15 protein-coding genes are annotated in these 17,032 nt (G+C 61.5%); 5 read left to right on the top strand and 10 right to left on the bottom strand.

What is annotated here, in order from left to right; all coding sequences use genetic code 11:
* Positions 1-632: MFS transporter (locus ACOJSI_RS13815; RefSeq protein WP_420138876.1), on the bottom strand; the 632-nt coding region annotated here is incomplete at its 3' end.
* A gap of 220 nt (positions 633-852) precedes the next feature.
* On the opposite strand from ACOJSI_RS13815, the gene ACOJSI_RS13810 reads away from it, so the two are divergent.
* The gene (locus ACOJSI_RS13810; RefSeq protein ID WP_420138875.1) at positions 853-2,658 is read left to right on the top strand and encodes an IlvD/Edd family dehydratase; all 1,806 of its coding nucleotides are present in this window, start codon (positions 853-855) and stop codon (positions 2,656-2,658) included.
* 79 nt (positions 2,659-2,737) lie between these two features.
* Here the strand turns inward: ACOJSI_RS13810 and ACOJSI_RS13805 are convergent, their stop codons facing one another.
* From ACOJSI_RS13805 to ACOJSI_RS13790, 4 genes are all read right to left on the bottom strand, one after another.
* Positions 2,738-3,658: a Gfo/Idh/MocA family protein gene (locus ACOJSI_RS13805; RefSeq protein ID WP_420138874.1), complete on the bottom strand. Its 921-nt coding sequence runs from the start codon at positions 3,656-3,658 to the stop codon at positions 2,738-2,740.
* A 1-nt stretch (position 3,659) separates the two neighbouring features.
* Positions 3,660-4,643, bottom strand: coding sequence for an AraD1 family protein (gene araD1, locus ACOJSI_RS13800; protein ID WP_420138873.1), 984 nt, complete (start codon positions 4,641-4,643; stop codon positions 3,660-3,662).
* 222 nt (positions 4,644-4,865) lie between these two features.
* Positions 4,866-5,474, bottom strand: a complete 609-nt coding sequence (locus ACOJSI_RS13795; RefSeq protein WP_420138872.1) for a DUF4142 domain-containing protein — start codon at positions 5,472-5,474, stop codon at positions 4,866-4,868.
* Positions 5,475-5,540: 66 nt separating this feature from the next.
* Complete coding sequence (locus tag ACOJSI_RS13790) at positions 5,541-6,371, bottom strand: helix-turn-helix transcriptional regulator (RefSeq protein WP_420138871.1); 831 nt, start codon at positions 6,369-6,371, stop codon at positions 5,541-5,543.
* Between the two features lie 93 nt (positions 6,372-6,464).
* On the opposite strand from ACOJSI_RS13790, the gene ACOJSI_RS13785 reads away from it, so the two are divergent.
* Positions 6,465-7,361: an SDR family oxidoreductase gene (locus ACOJSI_RS13785; RefSeq protein ID WP_420138870.1), complete on the top strand. Its 897-nt coding sequence runs from the start codon at positions 6,465-6,467 to the stop codon at positions 7,359-7,361.
* Between the two features lie 25 nt (positions 7,362-7,386).
* Here the strand turns inward: ACOJSI_RS13785 and ACOJSI_RS13780 are convergent, their stop codons facing one another.
* The gene (locus tag ACOJSI_RS13780; protein WP_420138869.1) at positions 7,387-8,742 is read right to left on the bottom strand and encodes a cryptochrome/photolyase family protein; all 1,356 of its coding nucleotides are present in this window, start codon (positions 8,740-8,742) and stop codon (positions 7,387-7,389) included.
* A gap of 129 nt (positions 8,743-8,871) precedes the next feature.
* Positions 8,872-9,639, bottom strand: coding sequence for a DUF1826 domain-containing protein (locus ACOJSI_RS13775; protein ID WP_420138868.1), 768 nt, complete (start codon positions 9,637-9,639; stop codon positions 8,872-8,874).
* A 9-nt stretch (positions 9,640-9,648) separates the two neighbouring features.
* Between ACOJSI_RS13775 and ACOJSI_RS13770 the strand changes: the two genes are divergently transcribed.
* Positions 9,649-9,990 (top strand): MerC domain-containing protein, encoded by a 342-nt coding sequence (locus ACOJSI_RS13770; RefSeq protein ID WP_420138867.1) that lies wholly within the window; start codon positions 9,649-9,651, stop codon positions 9,988-9,990.
* Here ACOJSI_RS13770 and ACOJSI_RS13765 read toward each other — a convergent pair.
* A complete protein-coding gene (locus ACOJSI_RS13765) occupies positions 9,987-10,595 on the bottom strand; it encodes a hypothetical protein (protein ID WP_420138866.1) in 609 nt (202 codons plus the stop codon). The genes ACOJSI_RS13770 and ACOJSI_RS13765 overlap by 4 nt on opposite strands.
* A 128-nt stretch (positions 10,596-10,723) precedes the next feature.
* Positions 10,724-11,707 (bottom strand): sterol desaturase family protein, encoded by a 984-nt coding sequence (locus tag ACOJSI_RS13760; protein WP_420138865.1) that lies wholly within the window; start codon positions 11,705-11,707, stop codon positions 10,724-10,726.
* Positions 11,708-11,911: 204 nt separating this feature from the next.
* On the opposite strand from ACOJSI_RS13760, the gene ACOJSI_RS13755 reads away from it, so the two are divergent.
* Positions 11,912-15,922 (top strand): PAS domain-containing protein, encoded by a 4,011-nt coding sequence (locus ACOJSI_RS13755; protein ID WP_420138864.1) that lies wholly within the window; start codon positions 11,912-11,914, stop codon positions 15,920-15,922.
* Positions 15,919-16,302 (top strand): hypothetical protein, encoded by a 384-nt coding sequence (locus ACOJSI_RS13750; protein WP_420138863.1) that lies wholly within the window; start codon positions 15,919-15,921, stop codon positions 16,300-16,302. Before ACOJSI_RS13755 ends, ACOJSI_RS13750 begins: the two co-directional genes overlap by 4 nt.
* Here ACOJSI_RS13750 and ACOJSI_RS13745 read toward each other — a convergent pair.
* Positions 16,299-17,032 (bottom strand): Crp/Fnr family transcriptional regulator (locus ACOJSI_RS13745; protein WP_420138862.1); only part of this gene is annotated, 734 nt, incomplete at its 5' end. The genes ACOJSI_RS13750 and ACOJSI_RS13745 overlap by 4 nt on opposite strands.

The raw sequence follows: 17,032 nt of genomic DNA, 5'->3' as shown, positions 1-17,032 counted from the left end.
GGCGTCAACACGCGTCCCTGGCTGGTCCCCCCAACGGAACGGCCCAGGATCAGATCGGCGCCGAAAAGAGGGGCAAGCATGGTGCCCGCCGAGTTAAGCGCCTGCACGAGGTTCAGGCGCGAGGATGCCGTCTCAGCCGGTCCTACCACCGCCACATAGGGATTGGCGGCCACCTGGAGCAGCGTGATGCCGCTCGCAATCACGAACAGCATGACCAAGGTGACGCAATAGGCGACCGGCGGCAACGTCGCACCGCTCGCCAGCGCGAGCGGGCGCACGACCGATGGATCGAAGGAAGGCAGGCTGGCCGAAAGCACCATGCCGAGCGCGCCGGCAGCCATGATCCCCAGCCCAACCACCAACGATTTCTGATAGCCGATACGTTCGATCAGCTTGGCCGAGGGGATCGAGGCGAAGAAATAAGCGATGAACCAGACGCTTTCGATCAACGTGGTCTGGGTATAGGTCAGTTCGAACACACTGCGCAGATGCGGCAGCAACGTGTTGTTAATGACCGTTATAAAGCCCCACATAAAGAATAAGGTGGCCAGGAGAACGAGGGTCGGGCCATAGGATGCCGTGCTGGTTGCAGTGCCGAGGGATCGGGGGGGTAAACCAGCCGGACCGGCCATATTTCATCCTCTCACAATATCGGTCAGATAGCCGATCGGGATCATTCCCTTTTGATTTTGTCTGAGTATAAATCGCCGGCAAGGCCGTCAATGGTGCGTCCTGCTGGAGAATGCCCCACCGCAAGGTCGATCTTCCGATGCTCGGACGCCATAGCAGCCAACTTACCGACCATTCATCCCTTTTCGTCAGCGCGCGCTGAACCCTTTCGAAAGTGAAAGCATGACCGACCGCCGCCCGCCCGAGGGCACCAAGCTCCGCTCCCGCGCTTGGTTCGACAATCCCGAAAATATCGACATGACCGCGCTCTATCTGGAACGCTATCTGAATTTCGGATTGAGCCTAGAAGAGCTTCAGTCAGGCAAGCCGATCATCGGTATCGCCCAGACCGGATCGGATCTTTCGCCGTGCAACCGGCATCATCTCGTGCTGGCAGAACGCATTCGGGAGGGCATTCGCGAGGCCGGCGGCATCGCCATCGAATTCCCGGTTCATCCGATTCAGGAGACCGGAAAGCGCCCCACCGCCGGTCTCGACCGCAATCTTGCCTATCTCGGCCTGGTCGAAGCGCTTTATGGTTATCCGATCGACGGCGTCGTGCTGACCACCGGTTGCGACAAGACGACCCCAGCCTTGTTGATGGCGGCGGCAACGGTGAACCTTCCCGCGATCGCTCTGTCCGTCGGCCCGATGCTGAATGGATGGTTCAAGGGCGAACGCACGGGATCCGGCACGATCGTGTGGAAGGCGCGGGAGTTGCTGGCCACCGGCGAGATTAACGCGCAAGGCTTTATCAAGCTCGTTGCGTCGTCTGCGCCGTCGACTGGCTTCTGCAATACGATGGGCACGGCCAGCACGATGAACTCGCTTGCCGAGGCCTTGGGCATGATGCTGCCGGGAACGGCCGCCATCCCGGCGCCCTATCGGGACCGCCAGGAATCGGCCTATCACACCGGTAAGCGCATCGTGGAGATGGTTGCAGAGGATCTGAAGCCGTCGGACATCATGACGCGCGAGGCATTCCTGAATGCGATCGTCGTCAATTCGGCGATCGGTGGATCGACCAATGCGCCGATCCATCTTCAGGCAATCGCACGCCATGTCGGCGCAGAGCTGACGCTGAAGGATTGGCAGGAGCATGGTCATAAGGTTCCGCTGCTCGTCAACCTGCAGCCGGCCGGCGAATATCTGGGCGAGGATTATTACCGGGCGGGATCTGTGCCCGCCGTGGTGGCCGAACTGATGAAGCAGGGGCTGATCCACGAACAGGCGATCACGGCGAACGGCCGCACCATCGGAGACAATTGCCGAAATGCGACCATCGAGGATGAACGCGTGATCCGCCGGTTCGAGGATCCGTTGCTGGCCGAGGCAGGCTTCCTCGTCCTCAGCGGCAATTTGTTCGATGCCGCGATCATGAAGACCAGCGTGATCAGCCCCGAATTTCGTTCGCGCTATCTGTCCAATCCGGACGATCCCGACGCGTTCGAGGGACCGGCCGTAGTGTTTGACGGACCGGAGGATTATCATCACCGGATCGACGATCCGGCAACCGGCATCACCACCGATACAATCCTGTTCATGCGGGGCGCCGGCCCCATCGGCTATCCGGGCGCGGCGGAGGTCGTGAACATGCGGCCGCCCGCTTATCTGATCGAAGAGGGCGTCCACGCACTGCCCTGCATCGGGGATGGGCGTCAATCAGGGACGAGCGGATCGCCTTCCATCCTCAATGCCTCACCGGAAGCGGCGGCGATGGGCGGCCTGGCTTTGCTGCAGACGGGCGACCGCGTGCGGATCGATCTCGCCAAGGGCCGGGCGGATATGCTGATCGACGATGCGGAGTTGCAGGCGCGGCGGGAGGCGCTGGTTGCGGCAGGCGGCTATGCCTATCCCGCTTCTCAGACGCCGTGGCAGGAAATCCAGCGTGCGCTGGTCGGTCAGATGAACGAAGGCGCTATCTTGGAAGGCAGCGAGAAATATCAGCGCATCGCGCAGACGCGGGGTCTTCCGCGCGACAATCACTAGGCCTGGAAGCGGGTGGCGGCGAAGCGCCGTCACCCATTTCCAAACAGCGTCGACGATCTCGTTCCGGACAGACGCGCCATCAATCCTCGAAAGCTTCGACCTCTCGCCGCTGACCGCGTAGATAGGCATCCGCAACGTGGCGTAGCGGACTAAGATCGACGTCGCTCTCGCCCGCCTGCACGAGCGCTGCAAACCTATCGTAAAGACCATGATATTCGGCTTCCGGCGGCAGTGTCTGCGCAGCGCCGTCGATCATCAATTCACTGCCACCCTTGCTGAGCACCAGCTTGCCGCTATCCGTTTCCACGCGGACGTCCCAGGTCTGCGGACCGGTCTGGCGCCAGTCGAATTCCGCGCGGATCGGCGCACCATCGACAGTCACAAAATCAAGGTCGGCGGCAATCGGCGCCGCCCGATTGGCGGGGAAGGAAAGGGTGCCCTGTTGCAGGTAGAAGTCGGGCAAGATCCGCGTTGCCACGGACAGAGCGTTGATGCCGGGATCGAAGACGCCCATTCCGCCTGCTTCCCAAATCCAAGCCTGGCCGGGATGCCAATGCCGGACATCCTCTTTCCATTCGATCTCGACACGCCGGATCGTGCGATCCTGCAGCCACAGGCGTGCTGCCTCGACGCCTGAAGCATAGCGCGAATGCCAGCTTGCGAACAAAGTGACGCCATTGTCCCGGGCGATCCGCTTCAGCGCTTCTACCTCGCTCAGCGTCGCCCCGGGCGGCTTCTCCAGGAACACGTGTTTGCCGGCCTCCAGCGCCTGCCGCGCTGCATCGAACCGCACCTGCGGCGGCTGGCACAGGGCAATGGCTGCCGGCGCGTCGTCGCTCGCCAGTAATTGCTCGATCGTCTGAAAATGCGCGCAGCCTTCGAGCGACTGATTACGGCTGGCGATCGCGACAAGCTCAAAATCAGGAGAGTCACGCAGGACGGGAACATGCTGATCCTGCGCGATCTTGCCGAGCCCAACTAGGCCGATGTGGATGACCATGTCAGAGCGCCTTCACGGCGACCGTTGCGGGCGCTTCGATTGCGATGGGGTTGCGCACGGGCAGGGTAAAGGGCGCGGCTTCGATCTCGAAAATGTCGCCCTTCTGCGTCGAAATCCCCTCGCTGAACGACAAGGTGGCCGTCCCGAAGAAATGGACGTGAATGTCGCCAGGGCGGCGGAACAGCGCATATTTGAAATGGTGATGTTCCAGGTTGGCGATGCTGTGCGACATATTCGCTTCGCCCGACAGGAACGGCTTTTCCCAAATGGTCTCGCCATTGCGCAGGATACGGCTGGTCCCGCGCACATCCTCCGGAAGGTCGCCGACCAACATCTCCGGTCCAAGCGCGGCATTGCGCAACTTCGAATGGGCCAGCCAGAGGTAATTGCCCCGTTCGGTGACATGATCCGAGAATTCGTTGGCGAGGGCGAAGCCAAGCCGAACCGGTTGTCCAGCGTCATCGATCATATAGATGCCGGCTATTTCCGGTTCCTCGCCAGCATCCAGCGCGAAAGAGGGGGAAGACAAGGGAGCATCAGGCGCTACCAGCATCGATCCATCGCCCTTGTAGAACCATTCCGGCTGGACGCCGGCTGCGCCATTCAGCGGCTTGCCACCTTCCACGCCCATCAGGAACATCTTCATGGAATCGGTCGGGGCCGGATTTTCCGCGGCGCTGCGGTGCATCTTGTCGCGCCCTTCGGCCGATCCGAGGTGGGTCAATCCCGTTCCGGTAAGCAGCAGATGCGCTGAATCGTGGTGGTCGATCGGCGGCAGCAGCGTGACTGTGGCAAGATCAAGCGCGTTACCCGTTTCGTACGCGGCGATCTGATCCTTCAAGCTGTTGCCGGCGACAAGAGCCGCTTTCGCGAGCTCCCGCACCGATGTCACATTCTTCAGCACCCGCGGAGGTGCGCCATCCACCAATACCGCTACGCCACGACGACCTTCGCCGTCCCGAAATTGTATCAGCGAAAGGGCCACCTAGCTCTCCATGCCTTACACTCGACTTTGCCGAGTACTAGTCCGACATAAGCGCCTATCAGCCGTTCAAAGCCGCGGCAACCAAGCATGCCGGCAGATCGATCCAGCTTCTGTCGGATGCAGGCAGGCGCTTCGGAGGCATAACAGCAGTGCCACTAGCCCGGGAAGAACCACACCCCAGCGCGGCCTTCGCGCTGGGGGCGGTGTAATGTCGTCCAGCGATCAGCGGGTACCGTCAGCGCCACGTTCATCCAACTTGCGAACCTGGTCAAAATGCTGCTGGATTACAGGGATCGTCTCGGTGGCGAGCTTTTTGAGCGGCGCATTCTCCCCATCGTCAGCGTAACTCTTCATCAGCGACAATGCTTCCTGATGTGCCGCGGTTTGCTGATCCAGATAGACTTTGTCGAAATCGGCGGGCGCGGCGGCACGGAGGTTCTCGATCATGCCGCGGCGGCGATCGTCCAGGTCGGCCGGCGGCGTAACCGCCACGTTCGCGCTCGCCAGCGTCGCCTTCATCTTGGCGCTCGTCGCTGTATGATCCTTCACCATCATGGTGCCGAACGCCTTCACGGTGGGCGACTTTGCTTTCTCAGCAGCGATCTTGCCCGCCTCGATTTCGAACATGTCGCTTATCGCCGCGTTCGTTACAAACGCTTCCACGCTGTTCGCGAGCGGGGCCGTGGTGGCGCCGACGGCCTGCGCCGTCGTGTCCACGACCGTGGTCGCCGCCGCACTGTTGCCGAGGCCGGTTTCCGCACCTTCATCCTTGTGGGAGTTGCAGGCGGCCAACGCGAGTGCGGCCGTGGTCACGAAAAGAATTGCACGCATGATCATCCCTCCTGTCGAATATCGTGAAAACGACATCCGGACCGGGAACGTTCCGAATTTCACTAATCAATCCCGATGCGCATCAACGCGGGATTGAACCAATTTGGCGTCCTCAATCGAAACAGGATTGTAGATGATCATGCTCAAGTCGGGGCGTCCTTCAATTTTGAATGTAGAGAATTCCATCTCGACCACCCCGCCATCCGGGCGCCTGAGGCGCTTCACGCCGTCGCCTTGCGCGATAACGTCATTGGCAGCCCATAAGGTGGCAAATTCCTCGCTGGTCCGGCAAAGCTCTTCCACGAGCTGGAAAACCTCGTCACTCTGGTGGGCGCCGGCCCTTGCCACATCCGCTCGGAACGTTCCCACGACGAAGCGGGCGACACTTTCCCAATCATCCTGTTTGCTTCTGATTCCCGGGCTGGTAAACATCAGGCGAAGCACATTGCGCTGTTCGGGGCGGAGCTTGGAATAATCGGTCAGCATCGCGGCGGCGGCCTTGTTCCAGGCGACAATATCCCAGGTTGCCGTTTTGACGATGGCGGGGCTTAGGGGCATGCCATCGAGCACGCGCTGCAACCGGGGAGTAACCCCTTCAAACGGTTTGTAGCGTATGTCGGGCAGGCGACCGAGGCCGAGCATGAAGAGATGTTCGCGCTCCGTATCGGTCAGCAACAAGCCCTTGGCGATCCGCTCCAGCACGGCCGCCGAGGGCGCTCCACCGCGTCCCTGTTCCAGCCACGTATACCAGGTTGCGCTGATATTGGCCCGCTGTGCGACCTCTTCGCGTCGCAAGCCTGGCGTGCGCCTGCGCCCTTTAGGAAAGCCGAAGGCCGCCGGATCCAATCGGGTGCGACGATCCTTGAGGTAGGCCGCAAGAGATTTGCCATCAGCCATGAGACTGTTGAACCTTATACCTGGATAATGTCACTACTTTAACAGCATGCCGGAGTGCGTGACAGCGCTGCTTCAACAATTTGGAGAAGCGCAATGCGCATTTTCGTTACCGGCGCCACCGGCTTCATCGGATCGCGTGTCGTCCAGGAATTGCTTGGTACTGGTCACCAGGTTCTAGGCCTGGCCCGGTCGGACGCGGGCGCGGATTGGCTCAGCAGTGTCGGAGCGGAGGTCCAGCGTGGCACGCTTGAGGATCCGCAAAGCGTGGCGCGGGGCGCCGCTGCTGCCGATGCCACGATCCACACGGCGTTCGACCATGACTTCAGTCGCTTCGTCGAGAATTGCGAGAAGGATGGACGCGTGATCCGGGCAATGGGCGCCGCCTTGGCGGGATCGAACCGGCCGCTCATCATCACATCCGGAACCGGGCTGGGTGGCGCCGGGCCCGGCAAACTGGCGCTCGAGCACGTGGTCGATTGGGACCATCCCAACCCCCGCGCCGAGTCCGAGCGCGCTGGCGCGGATCTCGCGGCGCAAGGCGTCTCGGTTGCCGTGGTAAGACTGCCGCAGGTGCACGATACGGTCAGACAAGGGCTGATCACGCCCTTCATCGAGCTGAGCCGAGCGAAGGGTGTGGTGGCCTATGTCGGAGAAGGCGCCAATCGCTGGCCGGCGGCGCATGTGGATGACGTCGCGCGCCTCTATCGTCTGGCGGTTGAGCACCATGAGGCCGGTGCACGTTACCATGCCGTTGCGGAAGAGGGCGTAGCCGTGCGCGAGATCGCAGAGGTTGTCGGGGCCGGTTTGGGCCTGCCGGTTCGATCGCTCCCGCGCGGAGAGGGCGGCGACCATTTTGGCTGGCTTGCCATGTTCGCCGAGATGGATTTGTCCGCGTCCAGTACCTGGACGCGCCAGCGGCTAGGCTGGCAGCCGATGGGGCCCGATCTCCTGACCGACCTCAGGGCAATGGATTATTCCGTTCAGGGATGAAGTCGTCACTGCTGCCAGCCCTGGATTAAGCGGATCGGAGTCGGCGGGCCGCCTCCAGCGCGCGCTCGCGGGCTTCGCGATGTCCGATGATCTTGGCCGGGTAGCCGTTCACCGGACCCGGATCATGGATGTTCGGGTCCGGAATGTCCGCCAGTTCTGGAACCCAATGGCGAATATAGTCGCCGGCATCGAACTTCTCGCTTTGCGTCAGCGGCGCCATGATCCGGCTGAATATGTTCGCGTCGACCCCCGTGCCGGCAACCCACTGCCAATTGACGCTGTTATTCCCATAATCGGCATCCACCAGCGCGTCCCAGAACCAGTCCCAGCCGTGCCGCCAATCGATCAAAAGATGCTTGATCAGGAAGGAGGCGGTGATCATCCGCACGCGATTGTGCATCCATCCGGTCGCCCATAATTGCCGCATGCCTGCATCCACGATCGGGTAGCCCGTCAATCCGCGCTGCCACGCCCGCAGATCCTCTTCCGCCGCTCTGCCGGTGCGCCAACGCAGCGCGTCATATTTGCGGTTGCCGTTGACCCGGGCGTAGTCGGGAAGCGCAAGGATCACGCCCTGCGTGAAATCGCGCCAGGCCAATTCCTTGCGGAACTTTTCCGACCCGGCATGACCGTCCACGCCATGCCACACCGCAGCGGCCGAAATTTCGCCGAAATGAAGATGCGGCGAGAGGCGCGATGTTCCCTCCTCGCCCGGCAGGTTGCGCTCCGCCTCATAGCTATCCACGCTCTTCGCAAAAGCCTTAAGCTTCCGCGCGGCTTCGGCGGCCCCCGGCACCATGTCGAAGCCCGTGGCCCAATCTGGCTTGGTCGGCAGTAGCGACCAATCCTCCAGACGATCGGATTTGGGCCAGTGGGCGGGGGCGGGCAGCTTTTTCGGCGGCGGTAGCGGCTCGGGTGGCGGCATATGCTGCTGCAATGCGCGCCAGAAAGCCGAATAGATGCGGAACGGCGTTCCACCGCCAGTCACGATGTCGCGCAACGGCGCCAAGGTGTTGCCATCATGCAGCGCCAGCCGCTCGCCCAACGAGGCTTCGATATCCCCCCACCATGGCTCAGTATGGCGCAGAGCGTGGATGCGTGTCGCCCCGCTTTCCTCCAGCAGTTGCGTCAGCACGCGATCCGCGCGCCCACGCCGCAGGATCAGCCGCGATCCGATCTCCTTCAAAGCCGCGGCGAGGCTCTCGAGAGAGCCATGCAACCACCAGCGTTGGGCCGCGCCGATACGATAGTCGGCCTTGGGCGTTTCATCGTCCAGAACGTAAACGGGAATAACGGCACCGTCAGCGGCGGCCGCGAGAAAAGCCGGCTGATCGGCAAGGCGAAGATCCTGGCGCAGCCAGACGAGAGAGACATCGGTCAAGGCATGCTCCTAGCGCTTGTGAGGCGAAGGCAACGCACCAAGCTTGATCAAGGCGCCACGGCACGTGAACGACGTTTCCTTGTTAGCAAACGAAGCGACGCTGAGGCTGGCGATATCATGGCTTCATCGTCAACATTTCGGCAGCGGATCGATTACCAGCAGCAGGCGAACTTCCTCCGTTTGCGCGATCGGCGGAGAGCGGTGCAACACGGGCGGATCAGGTAACCATATCCGCCCCTTAAAGATGGAGACATCCCCGGCTTCCATGCGACGTGTCTCCCCCAAAGTTTCGCCGTCTCGCACGGCCCATTCGGTGCCTCGACCACAATAGGTCGTGATGAGGCGAGCGCGCACGTAATCCGCATGGAACTTCCAGCAGGAATTTCCTGTCACGCGTTCGATCCGGATATCGACGTCGTCGAGGTCCATCAACGCGGCAAAGCGGGCCGCCAGTTCCGTAACGTCGGAGATCAGCGGCAGGTGCCAGGCGCGTTTCGGTGACACCGCGAAAGTTCGAGCCAGGGCTGCCCGCGCGGTTGAGATCCCGGTCTCGATCCGTATCGGCGTGAACCCCGTCAGGCCGGCCGGCTCAATCGATAGCGGTGGAGGCCGCGTCCAGATGCTCAGTGCCACGGTTGGCCGCCTGATTGCGCCGAGGACGGCCGGGTCCGCCGCAATCGCGAACGGATCGCCGTCATCCGCTAGTAGGCTCCAGCGGGATTCATCGGAAAATTTAGGCCTATGCATGGATCTTTCCGTGGGATGATATATTGTATCATCACCAACACAGAGGCGATTGGCAAGATGCAAGAAACGATTTCGACCGCAAAAGCCGTCAGCCCGGTCGATTGGCTGGAAAGGGGGGCAGTGGGCGCGTCCTTCCTTTGCCTGATCCATTGCCTCGCTTTGCCGTTTGCGATCGCGGCGCTGCCGGCACTGGCGACCATCCTCCCTGTGTCAGAGCACTTCCATCTCTGGATATTGGCGTTCGCGGCTCCCGTGGCGATGATCGCCTTGTGGAGCGGACGGACCCGTCATGGCGCTACCGGCCCGCTGCTGACGGGAGGCGTCGGACTGGTTCTGCTGCTGCTTGGCGCAATCGTCTTCGGGGAGACGCGGTGGGAAACCGGGCTCACGGTTGCAGGTAGTCTTACACTGGCGTTGGCGCACATCCGCAACTGGCGCATGCGCCGCGCCGTGTCTTGCGATCAGCTAGAACCAAGGCCGGCGGCCATGTTGGAAGCCTAGCCGCCGGAGAGATGCTTGCGAAACTGCGTCTTGATCAGCCTGGCTTCCAATATCCTGCCAATCACGTAAAGCAGCGCGAACAGCCCGGCAAAGACATAGGCTGCCGTCGGCGACGGCTTCTTGCCGCGGCCGACGCCGTCTTCCTTCTTCTTGGGCTGTTCGGGGGCCGGCGCACCGAGTGCTATGTCGATTGGATTCATCTGCACCGCGGCTGGTTTCGGCTCGGGCTTCTTTGTCGTCGCCGCGGCGTTGGCCGAGGGCTTCTCCAGTTCGCCGACGACGATCGTCAGCTGGGCAAAAGCTAGGAAGAGCAATGGCGCAAAGAAGCAGAAGAGCATGATCCGACTGGTTAGATCATAACGCAGGACGGAGCCGGACGGCCCCGCCTCGATCTGCAGGATACCATCGTCAAAAACCGACATCTTGTCTTGCGCGGCCGGGTCCTTCTTGCGGAATGTCAGCCGATCCCTTGTCCTGTCATGGGTTGTCCCAGCCTGACGGAAGAGGGGATCCAACCGATCGAAGGCCGCGTCACCCGATTGGCCGGCCGGGAGCGGTACGCTTCCCCGGATGTGCCAGATCCAGTCGACGAGACGAAGCATCATGCGGTTTCGGTCCGGAAACTTATGTGCGGCTGGTGTGTCCGCGAAGCCCCACGGTGAGCCGGTCAAGCCGCTGCTGGTGGGCGGGGGCGCGCCAGGGCCAGGCAGAGCCGAGTGGGGAGCTGCCCCCGTCATTCCGCCGGCACCGCAGTCGGAGCGCCCCCAAGGCGCGCCTTCACCGTCTTCCATCCCTCGGTAAAAGGATAGGTCATCTGCTCGCGGATCGACATGCGGCGTCCGCCTTCCATGCCAAGCAACTCCGCCTCTCCATCGACACAGGTACCGAACATGCGGTCGATGAAGATGTAGGAATTCGAGAAGTTGCTGCGCGACGCCTCAAAGTCCCGCGAATGGTGAACGCTGTGATGCTCGGTCGTGTTGAACAGGAAGCGCCACCACCGCGGCGAATTGAAGCGGACATTCACATGTTGGTAAGTCCCGATCGCCATGCCCACGGCACCCGCAATCAAGAAGGCGCGCGGCACGAAATCGAAGAGGCCGCCGATGCCGAGGCCGATCAGGAATAGCTCGACCGGGTTACCGACCGCGCCCTTATTGATGTTCAGCTGCGTAATATAATGGTGCACGGAATGGGGCAGCCAGAGTGGATACCAGTGATGCATACCGCGATGCATCCAATATTGCCCGAAATCGAAGATGAAGGAGATCAGGAACGCCTGAAGAAGCAGCGGCAGCCCGGTAAACCAGGTGAATTTCTCCGCATGGAAATGATGCTGAATCGCCTCGATCATCGCATCGCTGCCAATATGGCTCTCGACCAGGCGCAGCACCGTATAACCCAGTCCGACATAGAAGAGGTCGGTAATGAACTCCTTCCAGGTTAGTCGCCAGCTATCGAAGCGCGGATTGACCCATTCGAGGCAGAGCAGCAGCACCTTGAAGGCGATACCGATGCCGATCGCGGTCGAGGCTTTGGCAATCGAGTTCGGCGCGTAATACCAAAAGGCGATGAGAGCGAACAACACGGTCGGTTGAAACCAGGTGAAGATGAACTGCTTCACTGGTCCACCTTCGACCCGAGGCACATTCTCCCAACCTATCGTCACCGGCGAATCCGCGCCGATAATCCGCTTGCCTACGCGAACGCCTGCCATCCTGTCCCCGCTTCGCCGATCACGGGTGATCGGATATCCAGCAGCGAGCCGCAGCGGCATACGTCATCAGACGTATAGCGGACCATGTCACCCTGTATCGGAGCCTTTGTCATTGGCCGGGCGCCGCTGCCTAACGCAGGTTAAGGCACTCTTCCGGTTCATCTCGCACCTTGCCTAGTCGCCGGACGTGGAGACCAAGCTCCTATGATCAATGCCGATCATTCCGGTGCCGCCAACGGGTTGAATGGCATGTCGACAGCCTGCCAGCCAGATACGGCTGACGATCCCACGGATGCCGGATCAGCATCGAAGCTGCGGCGCCGCTCCAACTGGCTTGATGGGCAGAATGACGCGTTCGCAGCCGCAGTGAGTGGCGCCCCGCTCCAGCGGGCCCTCGACATCCTCATCACGACGGCCAAGCAGCAGGTGGAAGGGGCGTCGCGATGTGCCTTCTACATCGCAAACAGCGAGGGTACCGAGCTCACGCATTTGATCGGTATGCCGGATGATTATGCTGCCAAGGTGGCTGGCTTTCGCATCGGTGAGGATTCGCTCGCCTGTGGGTTGGCGGCGGGTCTCGGATATTCCGTCATCACCCCGGACGTGCGCGAAGAGCCGCGCTGGCAACCATGGCTATGGCTTGCCGAACAATATGATTATCTCGGCTGCTGGTCCTTTCCATTGCAACTTGAGCCGGGCAAATCCTTCGGTACTTTCGCCATCTATTTCCCCGAGCCGCGCGAAGCCAAAGCCGAAGACCTGGAATTTGCCCGATCGCTGACGGCAACGGCTTCGATCATCATCGAGCAGATACAGGCGCGTGACGCCTTGCGCGATAGCGAGGACCGTCTGCGAATGGTGCTGGAAGGGATCGATCAGCCCTTCTACACTTTGGATGCATCCTGGCGGTTCGTCTTCGCCAGCCGGTCCGCCTTGGAATTGTGGGGCAAACCCGAAAGCGCTGTGCTCGGCCGCGCTTTTCTCGATGTCTTCCCTGACGTCTCGGGCAGCGCCGCCCACCAGCTTCATTCCTGCGTCATGATAAGCCGCAAAGCGGAACGGTTGGAGACCATTTCCCCAATCCTAAATCGCTGGGTAGAGATCAATTGCGCGCCCACATCGCAAGGCGGTCTATCGGTCGCCTTCACCGTCATCGAGGCGCGCAAAGAGGTCGAACGGAGACAGGCGTTCCTGCTCACATTGACCGATGCGCTCCGACCTCTGGCCCGGAGTGCGGATCTGGAGAGCATGGCGATGCGCGTGCTGGGCCAGGAACTTGGCGTCAACCGGGCTTTCTTCGCAACGATCGACGCAGACGGCCAATATTGGGAAATCCGCCACGATTATGTCGATGGCGTAGCCAGCAATGCCGGACGTCACGCAATGTCCGACTTTCAGCGCCAACGGCTGGAGATATGGCGCTCGGGCATCGTCACCACAGTGTCCGACAGCGAAACCGATGCTGATCTGAGCGCGTCGGACCGGGCAGCCTACGCGGCCTTTGGCGCACGCGCCGCTATCGGCATTCCGCTGGTTAAAGGCGGTCAACTCGTCGCCTTGCTCTCCGTCAATCAGGCTGAGCCGCGCCACTGGACGGACCTTGAACTTGCGCTTGCGAAGGAGACGGCTGAGCGCACGTGGGGCGCGATCGAGCAAGCGCGCGCAGAGGAGGCGCTGCGGGCCAGCGAGGAGCGTTATCGCGCGCTGTTTGAGTCGATGGACGAGGCTTATGCCGTGGTGGAGGTTCTGGCTGACGAGGCCGGAGCCTGGGCCGATTTTCGGTTCATCGAGGTCAATCCGGCCTTCCAGAAGCACACGTCTATGCCATGGCCGGTGGGGCGGACTGCGACCGAAATATTGGGGTCGCCCAATCCGCGTTGGGTGGAGCTTTACGGACGAGCACTCGACAGTGGCGAGACCATTCGGGTCGAAGAGCATGAGCCTGTGCTTGGTCGAACGTTTGACCTGAACATCTTCAGCCTTGATCCTGCCGCCAATCGCGTTGCCGTGCTGTTCACGGACGTGACCGAGCGCAAGCAGGCGGAGGGAGCGTTGCGCAAGAGCGAGGAGCGCTTTCGCGCGCTCGTGACCGCAGGCAACAACTCCGTCTATCGGGTGAGCGCCGATTGGCGGCTTATGTATCAGCTAGACAGTCAGACCCTGGCTTCGACTGCCGCTCCGATCGAAGACTGGGTGAGCAAATATATTCTGGACGAAGATCTTCCGGAAGTACGCGCTGCAATCGCGGCGGCCATAGCGACCAAATCCTTATTCGAATTGGAACACCGGGTGGTGTTGGCGGATGGAACTATCGGCTGGGTGCTGTCGCGGGCCGTCCCCCTATTGGGGCCGGATGGCGAGATCGTCGAATGGTTCGGCGTCGGCAGCGATGCGAGCAGCCGGCGAATGGCGATCGAGGCGCTCCGCGAGCGCGAAGCCGATCTCGCGCGCGTTCAACGCATCGGCGGCGTCGGTGGCCTTGATATCGATATTGCGGGCGGAATGATCAGCCGGCGCTCGCCAGAATATTTGCGATTGCATGGACTTCCCGAAGACGCACCACCGGAAACCCACGCCGATTGGCGGGCGCGCGTTCATCCGGACGACGTCGATGCGGCGGATCGCGCGCTTCAGGCGGCCCTGAGCAGCGATGCGCCCTCTTACGAAGCGGAATATCGGATCATCCGCCCCAGCGATGGCGAAATGCGCTGGATCCACGCCCGCGCGGACATCGTCCGCAACAAAGCGGGGATCGCGATACGCCTCATCGGCGCGCATGTGGACGTGACGGAGCAAAAGCGCGCCCAACGTGCCCTGTTCGACACGGAACAGCGGCTGCGTCAATTCGGCGAGGCGTCCCAGGATGTCCTGTGGATCCGGGATGCGGCCACGCTTTGCTGGACCTATCTTACGCCCGCCTTCGAGACGATTTACGGTCTGAGCCGGTCTGATGTGCTTCAGGGCAATGACTTCGACAATTGGCTGGACTTGATCATCCCCGATGACCGCGAACATGCCCGCCGCATGATCGATCGCGTCTTGGCGGGCGAGCCGGTCAAATTCGAATATCGCATCCGCCGTCCGCATGACGGAGAGCTGCGCTGGCTGCGCAATACCGATTTCCCGATCCGCAACGAGGCGGGGGAGGTGACCAGCATCGGCGGCATCGGTCAGGACATCACGTCGATGAAGGAAGCGGAAGAGCATCTCAAGACGAGCGAGGAACGGCTCCGCAGCGCGGCAGAGGTGGCGCGCTTCGCGCTATGGGACTGGAACGTGCGCACCGGCCAAGTCAGCTGGTCCGAAGAACATTTCCGCATGGAAGGCTATGCCGTGGGAGAGGTTGAGCCAAGCTATGAGATGTGGGCTGCCCGCATCCACCCGGACGACCGTGAAGCCACCGAAACCGCAATTGCGCAGGCCCGCGACGATCATAGCGAGTATGTTCATGAATTTCGCAGCCTACACCCTGACGGTTCGGTTCACTGGCTTTCCGCTCGCGGGCGTTTCTTTTATGACGATGCTGGCACGGCGGTCCGGATGGTCGGCGCGATGCTGGAAACCACCGATCGGCGGGAATGGGAGGAGCGTCAGAAGATCCTCCTTGCGGAATTGCAGCACCGCGTTCGCAACATCCTTGCTGTGATCCGCGCCATCATCAGCCGGTCCGACGATGGCGAACGATCCACCCAGGATTATGTGCAGCACCTCCAGGGTAGGATCTCCGCGCTGGCACGCACCCAGGTTCTCCTGACCCGTAGCGCAGGAGCGGGCATCCAGCTGCAGGACCTGATCCGCGACGAGTTGCTGGCGCAGGTCGCGAAGGACGAGCAATTCGCGCTGGGCGGTCCCGACGTCCATTTGTCACCGAAAGCGGCCGAGGTGCTGACGCTGGCAATCCACGAGCTTGCGACCAACAGCGTGAAATACGGCGCCTTCGCACGAACGTCCGGCACGCTCGAACTCACTTGGCATGTCGAAATCCGCGGCGGTGAAGATTGGCTGGTGCTCGACTGGGTGGAGCACGGTGTTCCCATCGTCGATGCCGCGCCGCGCCGCTGGGGCTTTGGTTCCGAGCTGATCGCGCGTCGTATCCCCTACGAACTGAGGGGTAAGGGCAGTCTGACTCTGCAGCCGGGTGGCCTCATTAGCCGGATCGAATTCCCGCTGCGCGTGGGTGACGGCATCCTTCAGACGAATGGAATAGATCGATGAGCGTCGAACCACGGATCCTCGCCGACACACGCATTCTCGTCCTGGAGGATGATTATTACCTGGCAACCGATCTACAGGCTTCACTGGAAGCGGCGGGCGCGACGGTAATCGGACCTTTCAGCGATGAGGCGGAAGCAGCGTTGGCGCTCACTGCTCAACCGACAGATTATGCACTGATCGACGTGAACCTGGGGCAGGGGGCGAGCTTCGAGATTGCCCAAATCCTGAAAGAGAACGTCATCCCGTTCGCCTTCGTCACCGGCTACGACGCCGGCATCATTCCCGATAGATATGCTGCTGTACCGCGCTTCGAAAAGCCGGTGGACATCAGAAAAGTGATTTCCGAAGCCGCTCGGCAGATGCGCGGTCGGCCACGCTAATGTGCCAAAGCCTGCTGCCCCGTATCTGCCTTGTCAGGAAGATGCAGGTACGTCGGGTCGAACTCGCCGGCCGAAACCAGCGCGTCCCAATCCAGGATGGCAACATCGCGATTCGCTATCTGGATCAAGCCTTCGGCACGCATCGCCTGCAGCGTACGATTTACGTGCACAGGCGTGAGACCGAGCGCGTCGGCAATTTGCTCCTGCGTAATCGGAAAGGGGTAACGTCCGCTCGCGAACCGTCCGATCCGTTCTGATCGAACGGCCATCTCACACAGCAAATGGGCCAGGCGACCACGGGCATCTCGCCGCCCTACACTGACCAGCCACTGCTTGATGATGTTCCCATCCACGACACATTCGCGCCAGAAGGCAGCGGCAATCTGCGGATAACGGAATGCCAGCTCCCGCAGCACCGCGTGCGGGACCTGAAAAACAGTCGTGGCTGTCAGCGCGGCGAGGGGAGTCGGCACGGCAGGCAAAGTGAGTGAATACAGATCCACCATGTCACCGGGAATGTGCAGCGAGACGTTTTGCCGGCGGCCGTCTTCCATTTGTGCGAAGCGCGCGACATACCCTTCGGCAACCAGGCAGGCATGCTCGACATGTTCGCCCAGATGGACGATCTCGCGGTGCGCGTCGATCCGCCGCGGCGTTGCGGGTAAGCTGAGCAACGCCTCCCGCTCCTCCGGACCCAAATCGGATCGAGCCGTCACTTTGTCCAAGAACA

Origin of the sequence: Sphingomonas sp. (assembly GCF_048595155.1) — a bacterium.
GTDB lineage: Bacteria > Pseudomonadota > Alphaproteobacteria > Sphingomonadales > Sphingomonadaceae > Sphingomonas_I.
Note: the sequence above shows the minus strand (reverse complement) of the source record. Positions and strands in the feature narration are given on the sequence as shown.

What these genes read in the sequence shown, in the direction of transcription:
- ACOJSI_RS13755 (WP_420138864.1), top strand. Translation starts at nt 11,912, where the DNA reads ATGATCAATGCCGATCATTCCGGTGCCGCCAACGGGTTGAATGGCATG.
- ACOJSI_RS13810 (WP_420138875.1), top strand. Translation starts at nt 853, where the DNA reads ATGACCGACCGCCGCCCGCCCGAGGGCACCAAGCTCCGCTCCCGCGCT.
- ACOJSI_RS13765 (WP_420138866.1), bottom strand. Translation starts at nt 10,595, where the DNA reads ATGATGCTTCGTCTCGTCGACTGGATCTGGCACATCCGGGGAAGCGTA.
- ACOJSI_RS13790 (WP_420138871.1), bottom strand. Translation starts at nt 6,371, where the DNA reads ATGGCTGATGGCAAATCTCTTGCGGCCTACCTCAAGGATCGTCGCACC.
- ACOJSI_RS13795 (WP_420138872.1), bottom strand. Translation starts at nt 5,474, where the DNA reads ATGCGTGCAATTCTTTTCGTGACCACGGCCGCACTCGCGTTGGCCGCC.
- ACOJSI_RS13750 (WP_420138863.1), top strand. Translation starts at nt 15,919, where the DNA reads ATGAGCGTCGAACCACGGATCCTCGCCGACACACGCATTCTCGTCCTG.
- ACOJSI_RS13775 (WP_420138868.1), bottom strand. Translation starts at nt 9,639, where the DNA reads ATGGATCAGGCAAAGGAAGGACGCGCCCACTGCCCCCCTTTCCAGCCA.
- ACOJSI_RS13805 (WP_420138874.1), bottom strand. Translation starts at nt 3,658, where the DNA reads ATGGTCATCCACATCGGCCTAGTTGGGCTCGGCAAGATCGCGCAGGAT.
- ACOJSI_RS13785 (WP_420138870.1), top strand. Translation starts at nt 6,465, where the DNA reads ATGCGCATTTTCGTTACCGGCGCCACCGGCTTCATCGGATCGCGTGTC.
- ACOJSI_RS13760 (WP_420138865.1), bottom strand. Translation starts at nt 11,707, where the DNA reads ATGGCAGGCGTTCGCGTAGGCAAGCGGATTATCGGCGCGGATTCGCCG.